Source organism: Rhodococcus sp. AG1013, assembly GCF_003350365.1.
GTDB lineage: Bacteria > Actinomycetota > Actinomycetes > Mycobacteriales > Mycobacteriaceae > Prescottella.
Window position 1 is genome coordinate 59,545 of sequence record NZ_QQAT01000007.1, and the last position, 13,471, is coordinate 73,015.

General features: G+C 67.1%; 16 protein-coding genes, 1 tRNA gene and 1 pseudogene. 13 read left to right on the plus strand and 5 right to left on the minus strand.

The features are described from left to right. The first annotated feature begins 8 nt into the window (after positions 1-8). Together DEU38_RS11220 and DEU38_RS11225 are read left to right on the plus strand one after the other, a co-directional pair. Positions 9-989 (plus strand): metallophosphoesterase, encoded by a 981-nt coding sequence (locus tag DEU38_RS11220; protein WP_114721131.1) that lies wholly within the window; start codon positions 9-11, stop codon positions 987-989. Positions 990-1,043: 54 nt separating this feature from the next. Next, positions 1,044-1,117: transfer RNA gene (locus DEU38_RS11225), tRNA-Pro, on the plus strand. Between the two features lie 85 nt (positions 1,118-1,202). On the opposite strand, the gene DEU38_RS11230 is transcribed toward DEU38_RS11225, so the two are convergent. Then, on the minus strand, positions 1,203-1,394 hold the full coding sequence (locus DEU38_RS11230; RefSeq protein WP_258557810.1) for a tyrosine-type recombinase/integrase: 192 nt from the start codon (positions 1,392-1,394) through the stop codon (positions 1,203-1,205). Positions 1,395-1,642: 248 nt separating this feature from the next. On the opposite strand from DEU38_RS11230, the gene DEU38_RS28410 reads away from it, so the two are divergent. The 9 genes and pseudogenes from DEU38_RS28410 (at position 1,643) to DEU38_RS11265 (ending at position 7,686) form a co-directional block, all read left to right on the plus strand. Next, positions 1,643-1,804 carry a hypothetical protein gene (locus DEU38_RS28410; RefSeq protein ID WP_181818739.1) on the plus strand — a complete coding sequence of 54 codons (162 nt, stop codon included), beginning with the start codon at positions 1,643-1,645 and terminating at the stop codon, positions 1,802-1,804. A 217-nt stretch (positions 1,805-2,021) separates the two neighbouring features. Then, a complete protein-coding gene (locus tag DEU38_RS28415; protein ID WP_174907836.1) occupies positions 2,022-2,165 on the plus strand; it encodes a hypothetical protein in 144 nt (47 codons plus the stop codon). Positions 2,166-2,361: 196 nt separating this feature from the next. Continuing rightward, positions 2,362-2,667, plus strand: a complete 306-nt coding sequence (locus DEU38_RS11235) for a type VII secretion target (RefSeq protein WP_181818740.1) — start codon at positions 2,362-2,364, stop codon at positions 2,665-2,667. Beyond that, complete coding sequence (locus tag DEU38_RS11240) at positions 2,668-4,362, plus strand: alpha/beta hydrolase family protein (protein WP_258557811.1); 1,695 nt, start codon at positions 2,668-2,670, stop codon at positions 4,360-4,362. It begins immediately after the preceding gene. Continuing rightward, entirely contained in the window at positions 4,359-4,922 is a 564-nt protein-coding gene (locus DEU38_RS11245; RefSeq protein WP_258557813.1) for an LppA family lipoprotein, read from the plus strand. Before DEU38_RS11240 ends, DEU38_RS11245 begins: the two co-directional genes overlap by 4 nt. A gap of 65 nt (positions 4,923-4,987) precedes the next feature. Next, a complete protein-coding gene (locus DEU38_RS11250) occupies positions 4,988-5,386 on the plus strand; it encodes a YbaB/EbfC family nucleoid-associated protein (RefSeq protein ID WP_114721134.1) in 399 nt (132 codons plus the stop codon). Between the two features lie 28 nt (positions 5,387-5,414). Next, positions 5,415-5,948 (plus strand): annotated as a pseudogene (locus tag DEU38_RS11255) (integrase core domain-containing protein); the annotation flags it as partial. A 357-nt stretch (positions 5,949-6,305) separates the two neighbouring features. Then, on the plus strand, positions 6,306-7,346 hold the full coding sequence (locus DEU38_RS11260) for an ABC transporter substrate-binding protein (protein ID WP_114721136.1): 1,041 nt from the start codon (positions 6,306-6,308) through the stop codon (positions 7,344-7,346). 64 nt (positions 7,347-7,410) lie between these two features. Then, entirely contained in the window at positions 7,411-7,686 is a 276-nt protein-coding gene (locus DEU38_RS11265) for a hypothetical protein (protein ID WP_114721138.1), read from the plus strand. A 191-nt stretch (positions 7,687-7,877) separates the two neighbouring features. Here the strand turns inward: DEU38_RS11265 and DEU38_RS11270 are convergent, their stop codons facing one another. Next, positions 7,878-8,285 (minus strand): RidA family protein, encoded by a 408-nt coding sequence (locus tag DEU38_RS11270; RefSeq protein ID WP_114721140.1) that lies wholly within the window; start codon positions 8,283-8,285, stop codon positions 7,878-7,880. Between the two features lie 74 nt (positions 8,286-8,359). On the opposite strand from DEU38_RS11270, the gene DEU38_RS11275 reads away from it, so the two are divergent. Beyond that, positions 8,360-8,998: a TetR/AcrR family transcriptional regulator gene (locus DEU38_RS11275; protein WP_181818741.1), complete on the plus strand. Its 639-nt coding sequence runs from the start codon at positions 8,360-8,362 to the stop codon at positions 8,996-8,998. 22 nt (positions 8,999-9,020) lie between these two features. Here the strand turns inward: DEU38_RS11275 and DEU38_RS11280 are convergent, their stop codons facing one another. Continuing rightward, positions 9,021-9,716 carry a YafY family protein gene (locus DEU38_RS11280; RefSeq protein ID WP_114721144.1) on the minus strand — a complete coding sequence of 232 codons (696 nt, stop codon included), beginning with the start codon at positions 9,714-9,716 and terminating at the stop codon, positions 9,021-9,023. Between the two features lie 89 nt (positions 9,717-9,805). Here DEU38_RS11280 and DEU38_RS11285 point away from each other — a divergent pair, with 89 nt between their 5' ends. Beyond that, positions 9,806-10,549, plus strand: coding sequence for an alpha/beta fold hydrolase (locus tag DEU38_RS11285; RefSeq protein ID WP_114721146.1), 744 nt, complete (start codon positions 9,806-9,808; stop codon positions 10,547-10,549). Between the two features lie 134 nt (positions 10,550-10,683). Here the strand turns inward: DEU38_RS11285 and DEU38_RS11290 are convergent, their stop codons facing one another. Both DEU38_RS11290 and DEU38_RS11295 read right to left on the minus strand, forming a co-directional pair. Further along, positions 10,684-12,438 carry a cholesterol oxidase substrate-binding domain-containing protein gene (locus DEU38_RS11290; RefSeq protein WP_114721390.1) on the minus strand — a complete coding sequence of 585 codons (1,755 nt, stop codon included), beginning with the start codon at positions 12,436-12,438 and terminating at the stop codon, positions 10,684-10,686. 185 nt (positions 12,439-12,623) lie between these two features. Then, complete coding sequence (locus DEU38_RS11295) at positions 12,624-13,439, minus strand: metal-dependent hydrolase (RefSeq protein WP_114721148.1); 816 nt, start codon at positions 13,437-13,439, stop codon at positions 12,624-12,626. Between the last annotated feature and the right edge of the window lie 32 nt (positions 13,440-13,471).

Consider the following 13,471-nt stretch of genomic DNA (forward strand, 5'->3'; position numbering starts at 1 on the left):
ATTCTGAAATGGTGTCTGATCTGTCTCGCAATACCCCGACCCGCCGCACCCTGAACCGCGCTGCCCTGGCCACTGCGGGTGCCGCCGCGCTGGGCCTCGGCTACGCCTCGCTGATCGAGCGCAACGCGTTCGCCCTGCGGGAGGCGACGATGCCGGTACTGGCACCGGGCTCGGCGACGCTGCGGGTGCTGCACATCAGCGATCTGCACATGATGCCGAACCAGAAGCTCAAGCAGAACTGGCTGCGGGAGCTCGATCGACTCGAACCGGATCTGGTGGTCAACACCGGCGACAACCTGTCGCACCAGAAGTCGGTCCCGGCCGTGGTGCAGTCCCTCGGCGGCCTGCTGGCCCGTCCGGGCCTGTTCGTGTTCGGCAGCAACGACTACTTCGCACCCAAGCCGAAGAACCCGCTCAAGTACTTCAAGAAGGAGCACCGTCGGGTGCTCGGCGATCCGCTGCCGTGGGCCGATCTGCGGGCCGCGTTCACCGAGCGCGGCTGGCTGGACGCCACCCACGTGCATCGCGAGATCGAGGTCGGGGGCGTGCGCATCGCCGCGGCCGGTGTGGACGACCCGCACCTCGAGCGCGACCGGTACGACACCATCGCCGGCCTGCCGAACCCGCTCGCCCACCTGAAGCTGGGCATCACGCACTCCCCCGAGCCGCGCGTGCTGGACCGCTTCGCCGACGACGGCTACGACCTGGTCCTCGCCGGGCACACCCACGGCGGCCAGCTGTGCCTGCCGTTCTACGGCGCGCTGGTCACCAACTGCCAGCTGGACCGGTCCCGGGTGAAGGGCCCGTCGCGGTGGGGTGCGCACACCCGGTTGCACGTGTCGGCGGGCATCGGCACGTCGCCGTACGCGCCGGCCCGGTTCTGCTGCCGCCCCGAGGCGACGCTGCTCACGTTGGTCCCCGCACCGCGTGACACCGTGACGGAAGCTCGCGGATCGGCCGCCGTGGAAAGCGCCGTTTTGGGGCGCTGACCAGCCGATTTAACCCCTGAGGAATCGGTCATGTAAGCTAACCGAGGTTCAACACGGGGTGTGGCGCAGCTTGGTAGCGCGCTTCGTTCGGGACGAAGAGGTCGTGGGTTCAAATCCCGCCACCCCGACAGTGTTAGAGCAGGTAGAGGCCCTATCCGGGAGATCGGATAGGGCCTCTACTCGTTTCCGGTCCGCAGTGGGTCCGCAGTAGTTTCACTGGGCTGCACGCACCGCGACATCGAGGGCCTCGGCCACGGCCTCGAGGTCATCCTCGAATAGGTCCGGGTACACGTCGAGGGTCATGCTCGCCTTCGTGTGTCCGAGCATCTTCTGGACCGCCTTGGGGTTGGCGCCGGCACTGATCGCCGGCGACGCGGCCGTGTGCCGCAGATCGTGCGGGGTCACATGGGCCGACCACGTCACCCGACGAGTTGCATCGGTCGTCGCTTTGACGTGCCCGTTCGCAGCAAGCCACCGGGCGCCAAGCTCCCCGACAGTCCCCTTGCCAGCAGAGGGCGCGACATGGGATCCCTGCACCAACGACGCCGTGGCCGTATCGAGCCACGACTGCGCGTCGACCTTCTTGCCGAATGCCTTGGAGTGTTCACGGCCAGTGTCATCGACATACCGGGCCCGCCAGCACGCCGCCGCAGATGCAGACGTTGGACTGGGCGCAGGCCTACTCGACCAAAGCGAACGACTACCTCCGCGAAACCAGAACGGAGATCCTCAACGAGCTCGGCGCCGACGCGTTCGGGTTCGCCGGGGGTGTCCAGGTGGGCACCATCATCACCCAGGACGTGCCGGCGCCATGACTCGGCTGCATCGCCTCGCCGACATGCATGCCCGCGGCTACACCCGAACGATAGGCCGCTGACCGTTCCAGCCAAAGAACCCCGCCCCGCCAGATAGCCTGGCGGGGCGGCCTTGTCGCGTTCAGCCAGGGCCGATCATCGACGAGCCACGTCAGGAGGCCTGCGAATGCGGTGGAGTCGCAGGAGAACTCACCGGGGGCCTCTCCGGACCACCAAGATGACCGTGGAGCTGCCCGACACCGACGTCGAACTACTCGTCGAAATGGCCGAGCACCAGGCGTCGACCATGACTGCCGCCCTCGCCCGCTCCATCCGCATGACCTCGTTCGTCGAGAAGCACGCAAGCGCGGAGCGACCGTGATCCTGCAATAACAAGACGGCGCCCAGAGCCAGATCGTATTCACCTGACCACGACCGAACAGGCATCGCAACCTGCAGTAATTGTGATGGAACCGTTCACGGCTGGGCTGCGTCAAACCAAACAGGGCTCCGCTGTGAGCGCCGTATGAGCGGCCATGCGCGGTACCGCGCATGGCACAGAAGGAACTGGGGGTGCTTTGGGAGATCAGCTGGGTGTCGATACAGAGGCGTTGCGTTCGCTCGCTGCATCGTTGACGGTCGAAGCCGATCGGATCTCGGGTATCGACCCGTCCGGTCCGATCGACGCCGCAGCAGGCGCAATGCCAGGGTCGTCGGTCGGTGCGGCCGCGGCCCGCGCCGGGGCCCCGCTGCTCCGGTCCCACCGCGACACCGCCGAGCGGCTCCGCGACATGTCCGCGAACTCGGAGGCGAACGCCCACGTCTACGACGGTGCCGAGCGCGCCTTCCGGCAGCAGCTCGATATCAAGTCCGGGGAGATCTAGATGGTCACCCTGTCTCAGCTCCGCACCTGGCAACCGGACCTCCTCGCCGCCGCCGGCACCGCCGTCGCCGCAGCGAACCGCACGTTCGGCGACGCGATGCAGGCGGCCGGATCACATGTCGACACCGCCATGTCGAGTTGGCACGGCACCGCCGCCGCGGCCGCCTCGTCGCGGTCCGCCTCGGAACAGGAAGCCGGACGCCGCATCGCGACAGCGGTCACCGCCCAGGCCGACGCATTGACGAATGCCGCGGCCTCGATCGGTCCCGCCCGACTCACCGCCCTCTCGATCGCCGACGAGGCGATCGCCTCCGGATTCGCGGTCGCCGACGACGGACGGGTCAGCGCCCCACCGTTCGTCAGCGGCAACCCGGTCGCCGACATGCTGATTCAGGCACAACTGGGCGAACAAGCGACCGTGCTCGAGGCCCGGCTGATCCCCGCCCTCGCGACAGTCGGCGAACTCGACGCCCGCGCCGGTGCCGCCCTGGACGCCGCGACCGCCCAGCTCGGCGACGCCGGCGAGGCCCGAGCGGGCAACCTCGGAACCGGCGCGCTCCCCGAGCCGGCACCCGGCGCCACCGCCGCCGACAACAAGAAGTACTGGGACTCGCTCACCGAGGAACAGCGACGTCGGATCATCGACGAGCACCCGGACTGGGTCGGCAACCGCGACGGCATCCCCTCCGCCGTACGACACGAGGCGAACGTCAACCGGTTCGACGACGAACGCGCCCGTCTCGAAGCCGATCGCGACCGCCTGCAGGCGAACCTCGACGACAACCTCTTCGGCGGCACGTTCACCAACGACGACGCGGCACTCTGGTACACCGAGCAGAAACTGCGTGACCTCGACGAAATCGAGGGCATCGTGGCCGACAACCCAGACGGCCGTCTGATGCTGCTCGATCTGCAGTCCGGCGAACGTGGCATGGCTGCCTTCGCCGTCGGAGACCCCGACACCGCCGACCACATCTCCGTCACCACCCCCGGGCTGAACACCAACATCGACGACTCCTTCAACGGCATGGTCAATGAAGCGACATACCTGCAGTCCGAGGCGGAGGAACAGCTCGATCGCGCCGGCCGTGCTGACGAGACAGTGGCGAGCATCGCGTGGTTGGGATACGAACCACCGCAGCTCGACGGGCCGTCGAACGTGGTCGCGGACCACGCACGCGGCGGACTGGACGTCGCCCAGACGGACCGCGCGAACGCGGGCGCCGCGAAGCTCGCCGGGTTCTACGACGGCCTCGACGTCGCGTCCACGCAGCCGGACCCGCACATCACCGCGCTCGGGCACTCCTACGGGTCCCTGACCACCGGTCTGGCACTCCAGGACCCCGGTCCCGGCCAACCCATCGACGACGCCGTGTTCTATGGATCGCCCGGCATCAACGCCGACGACGAATCCGACCTGGGCCTCGCCGAAGGACACGGCTACGTGATGGAGGCCGACGAGGACCGCGTCGTCACCGAAATCGGCAAGACGCACCGGTTCGGACCCGACCCCAGCACCTCCGACTTCGAACAGCTCTCCACCAACGCAGGCACCAGCCCCGACGGCGTCACACGAGACGGCGTCCACAAGCACAGTCAATACTCACAGCAAGGCGACAACGGGGAGCTTCGAATGTCGGGATACAACATGGCCGTGATCGTGGCCGGACTACCCGAACAGGCGGTGCGCTTGTGAACCGACACACCCTGCCGCTGCTGGCGGCGATCGCAACAACCGTGACAATCCTGACCACCGGATGCGGAGACCTCGACACCATGGGCAACCCTTACAACCACACCGACGAGGAAATCGCCGCCGCCGCAGCCCTCCTGCCCACCCGACCCTCACTCGAGGACACCGAAAAGCAGATCACCGACGCGGTGGTGCAGATCGCCAACGCCGCAACAACCATCGCACCAGAACTGCAGTGGGAATGGCGTCGCCAGCGGACCCAGTCCAGCTGCGGCGGCGCCTTCGGCAAAACCGACGGACTCGAGATCGACTTACCGAACTACGTCTCCGCCACCCCGATTCCCGACGCCGACTGGCCCCGCGTGCTCCAGGCGGCCCGTGACATCGCCGCGCCCCTCGGGATCACCCAGCTGAACGTCCGCGTCGACAAGCCGGGCGATCACGACGTGGTACTCACCAGCGACGACGGCAGCCAAATCCACCTCGGCACACAGGTCGCCGCACTCGTCAGCGCCCGGACCGGGTGCCGACTCCCTGCCCAGCGGACCGAACAGACGCCGTAACGCGTCGCCCTCCCCCGATTGGCGCCCACCCAGCACACCCGACCGATTACTCCGGGAGCGACACTATGACCAGCAGCGCACCGCTCGACGACCTCGCCGCGAAAGCACGCCGAGTCCACGAGTCAGTGACACTCGTGCGCGGCCGGGCCCAATCCGCGGGCGGGCACGTCACCGCCGAAGTTGATGCTGCCGGCCGCATCACCGCACTGACCATCACCGACACCGCCCTCGCGGGCGGCGCCACGGCGCTCGCGGCGATCGTCACCGCCACCCACCGCGCAGCATGCGCCGAAGCGGAAGAAGCGGCCCAAGCCCTTCGTGACGAGCTGGCCGCCGACCCTAGAGTCGCACAGGTCATCGCCAGAACACGCACGACCGCCCCCGCTGCGCGTCGCCACCACCCTGGACCTGAAGACGATGAGGACGCATACTACGCCACCAGGTCGATCCTACGGAGCATCTGACAACAGCGACCTGGCCGCAGACGAATTGTTGGTGCACATGGATGTCAAAAAGCTCGGCCGGATTCCCGACGGTGGCGGATGGCGTGCCCATGGCCGAGAGCACCGGATCCGGGACTACTCGACGAAGGTGGGGTTCGACTACGTCCACTCCCTCATCGACGATCACTCCCGGCTCGCCTACTCGGAGATCCTCCCGAACGAAAAGGGTTCCACCCGTGCGGGTTTCCTGGTCCGTGCGATCGACTACTTCGCCCGCCACGGCATCACCCGCATCGAGCGGATGATGACCGACAACGCCTGGGCCTACCGGTGGTCGCTACGGGAGGTCTGCGCTGAGCACGGCATCCGACAGAAGTTCATCACACCGCACTGCCCGTGGCAGAACGGGAAGGTCGAACGCCTCAATCGGACCCTGCAATCCGAGTGGGCCTACCGGCAGGTCTTCACCAGCAACACCGAACGCGCCGACGCGCTTGCACCCTGGCTCGAGTACTACAACACTCGACGACGCCACAGCGCACTCGAAGGACTACCGCCGATCAGCCGACTGCAACCCACCTGATGGCCGGGTACACCCAGCCGCCCGCATCCTCGTGAGTCGCTTTCGATCGCAGGTAAGCGAGTGGGTCCGCAGTGGGTCCGCAGCACTGCCATTACTCGGCACATCTCACTCACGAAGCTGACCATCCAGTTCGCTGGTTACGGCGTTTTCACTCATGCAGCTCACGCCTCCATATCCTGTCGTCTGCCCAGGTGAGGTCGTTCGGGACGAAGAGGTCGTGGGTTCAAATCCCGCCACCCCGACAGTGAAGAACAGAAAGACCCGGTCCGATTATTCGGACCGGGTCTTTTCCGTTTACAGGACCGCTCCCGCCGTCCCACCGGAAAGCCCCCCTGGACCACAGGCTAGCCTGACCTAATGTTCAATCGATCGTCCCTGCGCAAGCGGACCTCCGTCCGCGTCGCGATGGTCGCCCTCGCGACCGTGTTCGCCGCCACCGCATGCGGCTCCTCCGACAGTGCGACCGACGCTCCGGCCGGCAACACCGACGTCGCGACGGGCGGTCACCTGTTCGCCACCGCCGACGCCGCGACCGCCGAACTGGGCAGCGACGCGCAGCCCGGCGCGTTCCCGCGGACCGTAAAGCATGCGCTCGGCGAGACCGTGATCGAGAAGAAGCCGGAGCGCGTCGTCGTGCTCGACGGCGGCGAGCTCGACGACGTCCTGTCGCTCGGCATCACTCCGGTCGGTATCGCGAATCCGGAGGGTGTGTCCGGACAGCCGTCGTACCTCGCGGACAAGCTGAAGGGTGTGCCGGATGTCGGCACCTCCAACAACCTCAATCTCGAGGCGATCACCGCGCTGCAGCCGGATCTGATCCTCGGTAGCAAGCTGCGTTCCGACAAGCTGTACCCGCAGCTGTCGCAGATCGCGCCCACGGTGTTCGGCATCCGCCCGGGCTTCCCGTGGAAGGAGAACTTCCTCCTGGTCGCCGACACCCTCGGTGAGGAGACGAAGGCCGAGTCCGTGCTCAACGACTACCAGACCCGGGCGAACGAGGTCCGCGACAGCATCCAGGGCGATCCGTCGATCTCGCTGGTGCGCTTCATGAGCGGCAAGACCCGCCTGTACGGCAACCTGTCGTTCATCGGCGTGATCCTGCAGGACGTCGGACTGCGCCGCCCCGACATCCAGAACATCGAGGAGCTGGCCGTCGAGGTCAGCCCCGAGACCATCACGCAGGCCGACGGTGACTGGATCTTCTACTCGACTTACGGCAAGCCCGACACCACCGCCGAGGGCGAGGTGCTGGGCGGCCCGCTGTGGTCGAGCATGAACGCAGTGAAGAACGGCAAGGCCGTGCAGGTGTCCGACGAGACATGGTTCCTCGCGCTGGGTCCGACAGGCGCGATGATCGTGCTCGACGACCTGGACAACCTGCTCGGCGGCAAGCAGTAGACGTTCGACCCGCGGCGAGGCCCGGCACCGATTCGGTGCCGGGCCTCGCCGTTATCGTGGCCGCATGGACGAGTCGCTGACCCTGCAGAAGGCACTGCTCCAGCTCGACTACGGCCGGGTCGAGAAAGCGGAGGTCACGCTGCGTGAGCTACTCGATCGCTCGCAGCCCGGCGTGTTGCGGGTCCGCGCGCTCGTCGTCTACGGCGACCTTCTGCACCAGCTGGGACGGGCCGACGAGGCGACGGCGCTCCTCGAGTCCGCGGTGCGGGAAGCCTCGGATCTCGATGTCGACGACCTGCTCGACATGGAGCTGGAACGGGCCCGGGACCTCTTGGGATGACCCTGGAATAACCTCGGCGGGGTCGTGGTTGAATGGTTCGGATCGGCGGTTCCGTGTCCCCCGGGCTCAATTTCACCGCCTTCGCAGAGTTCCGTTCGGCTGGAGCTGCGTTGCGCCTTTCGCCGTGAGGCGACCGAGCCGCCGGTCCACCTTCTTTCCGCTCAGCCCGCGGCGAATGCCGATCCGGCACGCTAGGGAAGTACTGCGGTCGCTTCGACCTCGACCATGAGATCCGGTTCTCCCAGGGACGCGACTCCCAGCAGAGTGATCGGCTTGACCGGATCGATCCCCATCTTCTCCGCCGCTCGGGTCACACCCTCCCCCAGGAGTGCCATCTTGTCCGGGGTCCAGTCGACAACGTAGACGGTCAGCTTCGCTACGTCGTCGAATGACCCGCCGATCTCGGTGAGAGCTGTTCCGATGTTGAGGTACGCCTGCTCGACCTGTGCGGCGAAGTCGCCCTCGCCGACCGGTCTTCCGTCTGCATCACGAGCGACCTGTCCTGCGAGGAAAACGATCCGCGAACCCGTCGCGATCGACAGTTGCCGGTAGACGTCGGGCTTCGGCAGTCCTTCAGGGTTGATCAGGGTGACTGGCATCTCAACTCTCATCTCTGTCTGGTCAGGGCGGAGCGGTCACGATAAAACATAGCAGCGTTATGTATCGTTCTGGCGTGGTCAGAGCGAAGGATCCTGCGGTTCGGGAACTGTTGGTGGAGCGAGCGGCCCGGATGCTCCGCGCCAGGGAGCCGATCACGATTCGTTCACTCGTTGCCGGGACCGGCGTATCCACAATGGCCGTCTACACCTACTTCGGAGGCATGGACGGCCTGTGGATGGCGGTGCGGCAGGAAGGATTCACACGACTGGCGGCGATTCTCGAAAAGACCCCAGCCTCCGACGATCCCGTTCGGGACCTGGTTGCGCTGGGTTCCGCATACGTATCCAATGCGTTGGCGAATCCTGACCTCTATCGCGTCATGTTCGACGACACCGTCGAACTCGCAGATCCCCTGGCCGCAGATGAGACCCTCAGCTACCTCGTTCGCGCTGTGGAACGAGCAAAGCTCGCCGGGCGACTGCCCGGCGCGGTCGTTGCGTCCGACCTCGCCACTCAGTGTTGGATCATCGGCCACGGGCTGACCTCGCTGGTTGCGACCGGACCTCTCGCGAGGGAGGTTCTCGACTACGGCGCGACCATGTTGACCGCTCTATTGATCCGCGCCGGCGACGACCCTGCGCAATGCGCGCGTTCGGTAGCGGTCGGGTGGGGTGCGCATCCACTCGATGTCGGCGACGTCCAGTTGTACTGACCGGAGACGTTGATCGAGTGCCTCACTCACCTTGGCCATTCACGGGTCTTGCTGTCGCTGGGGGGATGCCGATCTCGTCAATGCCATGGCCGCTGCAGGCAATCTTGGTTGCACTGGCGTGCTCGATACGGGAGACGAGGAACCATCGCATGTCGCTGCGTAGCCTGCACCACCCGATCAGGTACCAATGACCGTTCGTGGAGGCGAACATCACCGGCTCGACGTCGCGGGTGGTCGTGTTGCCGTCACGCGAGGTGTAGCGGAGACGCACCACCCGTTGCTCCGCCATCGCTTCCTCCAGCGCTGACTTGATCGTGCGCGGTGTAGGAGGCGCGTTGACCCAGACACGACCGGCCAGCTCATCGGCCTTCGTCCGGGTCCGTGGATCGAGTACGTCCATGATCTTCCGAACGCCCGCCAGTGCGAGATCGGCGTAGGGGGCATCGGGTGCAGCAGAGACTGCCGCGAGCAGCGCCACTGCCTGCAAAGGGGTCAGGCTGACCGGTGGCAGGGTGCCTCGGGCGACCAGCCCGTAGCCACCGCCGGGGCCCGGGCGCGACCAGATCAGCGCGCCACTGTTCTCGAGTGCGGTGAGGTCTCTCTTGACCGTGCGCACGGACACGCCGAACTCTTTTGCCAGTCGCTCGGCAGTGCATCCACGCGGTCCGCTGCGTCGCAGCATCTCGGACAGGGCGTGGAGCCGCTCCGCCCTCTTCATTTCCCACCCCGGCTCATTTCCCGCCCCGGCAAAAAATCATGCCAAAATGGTGACATACCGTTGTCCTGGAGGCTTGAGAGCATCGTGGTGTGACGACAAACGCGAGCAACCCGACCATCATTCTGATCGCCGGCCATTGGCTGGGGGCTTGGGCATGGGACGAGGTGCTTGAACACCTGACCGCTGACGGCTGGCGAACCATCCCGATGACTCTTCCCGGCCTCGATGAGCGGGACCCCGAGCGGGCGTCCAGGACGCTCGACGACCAGGCCGCGGCGATCGAGCAGACCATGACCCAGGCTGAGGCTTCAGAGGCCCAGCCGGTGGTCATCGTGGCGCACAGCGGAGCCAACGCGCCGGTAAGCCTTGTGCTCGATCAGCATCCTGAACTTGTCAGCCGAGTGGTGTGGGTCGACAGTGGGCCCGTCGCGTCCGGCAGTGTCTTCGCCCCGGATGCGCCCGAGGATCTGGACGAGTTACCCCTGCCGCCCTTCGACGCGCTCGGGGAGCAGGCCAGCCTCGAGGGCCTGAGCGCCGAGGCTCTCGAACGCTTTCGAGCCAGGGCCGTTCCAGAACCCGGTCCTGTGCTACGCCAGCAAGTGGAGCTCACCAACGATGCGCGTCTGGCGGTCCCGACCACTCTGGTGTGCTGCTCGATCCCGAGCGCGCAGATAACGGAGCTGGCCAACGCGGGTCATCCCATGTTCGCCGAGGTGTCGAACCTCGACCGTGTCGACCTCATCGACCTCCCGACCGGGCATTGGCCCATGTGGAGCCGCCCCGGCGACCTCGCCCACATCCTCGCCGCAGCAGCGACTTCCCCAGCCAACTGAACCGCAGACAGACCTGAAGACGCCGAGACCATCGAAAAGCCCGGTTACGAGGGCCACATACGGATGGATCACGCCAGAAACCACAACAGCTCCAAGCGAAATCGACCCCGCCCGAAACTACCCGACGGCGCCCTCTACGGCAGTAGCCGGTCGTGGAAGCTGTTGGCGAAGACGCGATGCGGGTCGTGCGCGTTGAGGGACTTCCGCGCCGCCTCCCAGTTCCCCGATGCCGGGATTCCTGTCGTGTAGGCGGCGGGCAGGGTCTGCGTCAGCCACTCGGGGTCTCGGTAGCCACCCTGACCGTCGAAGCCCCAGCCCTTGGCCCACTCGGAGCGGAACGTGGCGTAGTCGCCCGAATAGTTCTGCGCCATCCAGCGTTCCATGTCGCGGAAGTAGTCCGCCGCGCCCGGCGTGCCCGGCAGCGTGACGACGTTCATCCAGATGCAGGTGTCCCACTCGGGGTGGTCGGGGCGCGGACGCACGGCCGAGAGGTTCGGCGGCCCGGCCGATTCGACCAGCACCTCGGCCTGGTCGTCGACCTTGCACATGCGAACCTCGAACGGGCCGTTGATCGGGTACCTGCCCTGCGCCGCCAGGTCCGTCATCCGCGCGTTGTGCCACGTGGTGAACTCGTTGATGACCCGCTGGATGTTCGACCGCTTCGTCACGACGACACCGCCGCCCGCGGTGACACGCATCGTGGTGTGCCGCAGGTAGAACAGGACATCCTTGGACCAGCCCCACAGGTCCTCGGTGTCGGTGAGCGCGAGGCCCGCCTGTACGGCCGCCAACTGCCCGATCCCGAAGGCGGGGGTGGCGGCCTGGATGCCCGACGCCACCTGCCCCAGCAGATCGGTGAGCGGCTCGGGCAGGTTGTCGGTGAAGAAATAGTTGTATGGACCGAACACCTCCCGGGACTCCGGCGGCCTGACCGGCGTCGGCGTCCAGATCTTCAGCCACGGCTTGTCGGTGAACGGGAACCAGATCGCCTCGACACGGCCCGACGTCTCCACGAAGGTCTCGTACGTCCGGCCCGGCGCTCCCGGCTGCGCGAACATCTCCTGCCACGGGATGTCCATGATGCTCTGGCAGCGCAGGCGGGCGTTGACGCCGGCCTGCAGCGTCACCGCCGTGACGAAGCTGCGGCCCAGATGTGTCAGCAGCGCGGTGATCTCGGGATCGGCGCGGGTGAAGTCGCGCAGCACGAAGCGGTCGGTGGCGTCGTCCCACACCACCGCGGTCATCGCGGTGACGAGGTTCGACAGCGAGCCGAACGACTGGCCGGGCATCACCGTCTCCCCCGCGGCCGGGTACGTGGCGCCGTGGGCGCCGATGGCGAGGATCCCGGCGATCGAGAGGTCGCCGATGGCCGGCGAGTTGGCCCATCCGAGGCCGTGCTGCTGCAGCGCGGTGAGGATGGCCTCGAGGCTGGCGCCGCCGCCTGCGGTGACGGTGGCCGGTGACCCGACGGGGTCGACGTTCACCCAGTTCAGGTGGGTCATCGTGTCGACGAGCAGGATCTTCTCGACGTTCTCGCCGGGCACGACGGTGAGCGGACTCCACCCGTGCATGGTGCCCTTCGCGCGCACCCGGAAGCCGTTGTCCTTGGCCCAGTTCGCGATCCGGAGCACGTCGTCCGGTGTCCGCGCGGTCGCGGTCCACACGGCGTCGAACCGGATGTCCTTGGCCCAGTTGACGTAGCCCAGCTGGGACAGCGGGATGTCCCGGGGGAACGCGGGCGGCACCGGAAGGTTCGACACCGGGCCACCGCCCGAACCGGCCGAGCCCGCCGCCGGCAGCGCGAAGGCCGGAGACCAGCCCATGCCCGCCGCGGCGGCGGCGCCCGCCGCCGCCCCGGCCGCTCGGCCGAGGAATCCCCTGCGCGACATCCCGTTACGCGATCCGCCTGTCGCCATCTCGCTGCCGTCGACACTCACCGGTTCGACTCCGATCCACTCGTCGGGGTGGCGGCACCGTCGAGTCCGCCGCGCACGATCTCGAGCCAAACTAGAACAAGTTTCGTTCCGATGCCAGTGGTTCCGTAATTCTGGTCGAGGGAATCTCGGAGTCGGCCCTACTTCTCGGTCACCTGCACCGAGGTCCGCAACGCATCGGTGATCGCCTCCGGCGCCCCGTCCACCGACCAGACCGCGAGGCCGACGGCCAGGATCGTCAGCGCCGGACCCAGCACGGCCTTCTCGAAGCCGCCGCCCGCGCGGATCGCCAGGAACGAGGGCAGCCGCAGTTCCCACCATCGTCGTCCCCCGAACGGGACGAACGGCGCGAGGAACGGCACCCCCTCCTTGGTGATCATGTCGCCGAGACAGTGCGTGGCGCAGCCGAGCGCGACCGCGACGCCGAGCCCGGTCGACCCCACCTGATCCGGGAACCACTGCCACGTCAGGATCGACAGGAAGGCCGCGGCGCCGGTGACGACGAGCCACCCCTTGTCCCGCGCCCAGTCCCCGACCAGACCGCGCAGCGCCAAGCCGAGCGTGAAGAACAGCGTGACGATGATGGCGGGCCGGCCGAACTGGCCGACCAGCGCCGAGATGCCCGCGCCCAGCCCCACCGCGAACAACGCGGTGTGGGTGAGGGTGCGGTGCCCACCGCGCCGGTTGGGATCCTTCCGCCCCTTGGTCACCTGATACACCCCGAGGGACAGGGCGTCGACGCCCGCGGCGAGGGTCCTGCTGATCGGGCCGAACGACCGCGCGACGGTGGACTGGGTGGTGTCCAGATCCGGCAGCAGCGCGGCCCCGGCGCACACGCCGGCGAACGCGAAGGTCTCCGCGGTGGACGTGGGTCCACCCCAGTCGGTGGGCAGCAGGTCCGCGACGGCTAGGCCGACCACGGCACCGGACATTGCATGGGTAGCACCCATAACCATGGGAGACAGCACCTTTCGAGCAGGACAGCAGA

Excerpts from the sequence above, each read along its gene's own strand:
- DEU38_RS11220 (WP_114721131.1), top strand. The coding sequence starts at position 9 with ATGGTGTCTGATCTGTCTCGCAATACCCCGACCCGCCGCACCCTGAAC.
- DEU38_RS28410 (WP_181818739.1), top strand. The coding sequence starts at position 1,643 with ATGCAGACGTTGGACTGGGCGCAGGCCTACTCGACCAAAGCGAACGAC.
- DEU38_RS28415 (WP_174907836.1), top strand. The coding sequence starts at position 2,022 with ATGACCGTGGAGCTGCCCGACACCGACGTCGAACTACTCGTCGAAATG.
- DEU38_RS11240 (WP_258557811.1), top strand. The coding sequence starts at position 2,668 with ATGGTCACCCTGTCTCAGCTCCGCACCTGGCAACCGGACCTCCTCGCC.
- DEU38_RS11250 (WP_114721134.1), top strand. The coding sequence starts at position 4,988 with ATGACCAGCAGCGCACCGCTCGACGACCTCGCCGCGAAAGCACGCCGA.
- DEU38_RS11260 (WP_114721136.1), top strand. The coding sequence starts at position 6,306 with ATGTTCAATCGATCGTCCCTGCGCAAGCGGACCTCCGTCCGCGTCGCG.
- DEU38_RS11265 (WP_114721138.1), top strand. The coding sequence starts at position 7,411 with ATGGACGAGTCGCTGACCCTGCAGAAGGCACTGCTCCAGCTCGACTAC.
- DEU38_RS11270 (WP_114721140.1), bottom strand. The coding sequence starts at position 8,285 with ATGCCAGTCACCCTGATCAACCCTGAAGGACTGCCGAAGCCCGACGTC.
- DEU38_RS11280 (WP_114721144.1), bottom strand. The coding sequence starts at position 9,716 with ATGAAGAGGGCGGAGCGGCTCCACGCCCTGTCCGAGATGCTGCGACGC.
- DEU38_RS11290 (WP_114721390.1), bottom strand. The coding sequence starts at position 12,438 with ATGTCGCGCAGGGGATTCCTCGGCCGAGCGGCCGGGGCGGCGGCGGGC.
- DEU38_RS11295 (WP_114721148.1), bottom strand. The coding sequence starts at position 13,439 with ATGGTTATGGGTGCTACCCATGCAATGTCCGGTGCCGTGGTCGGCCTA.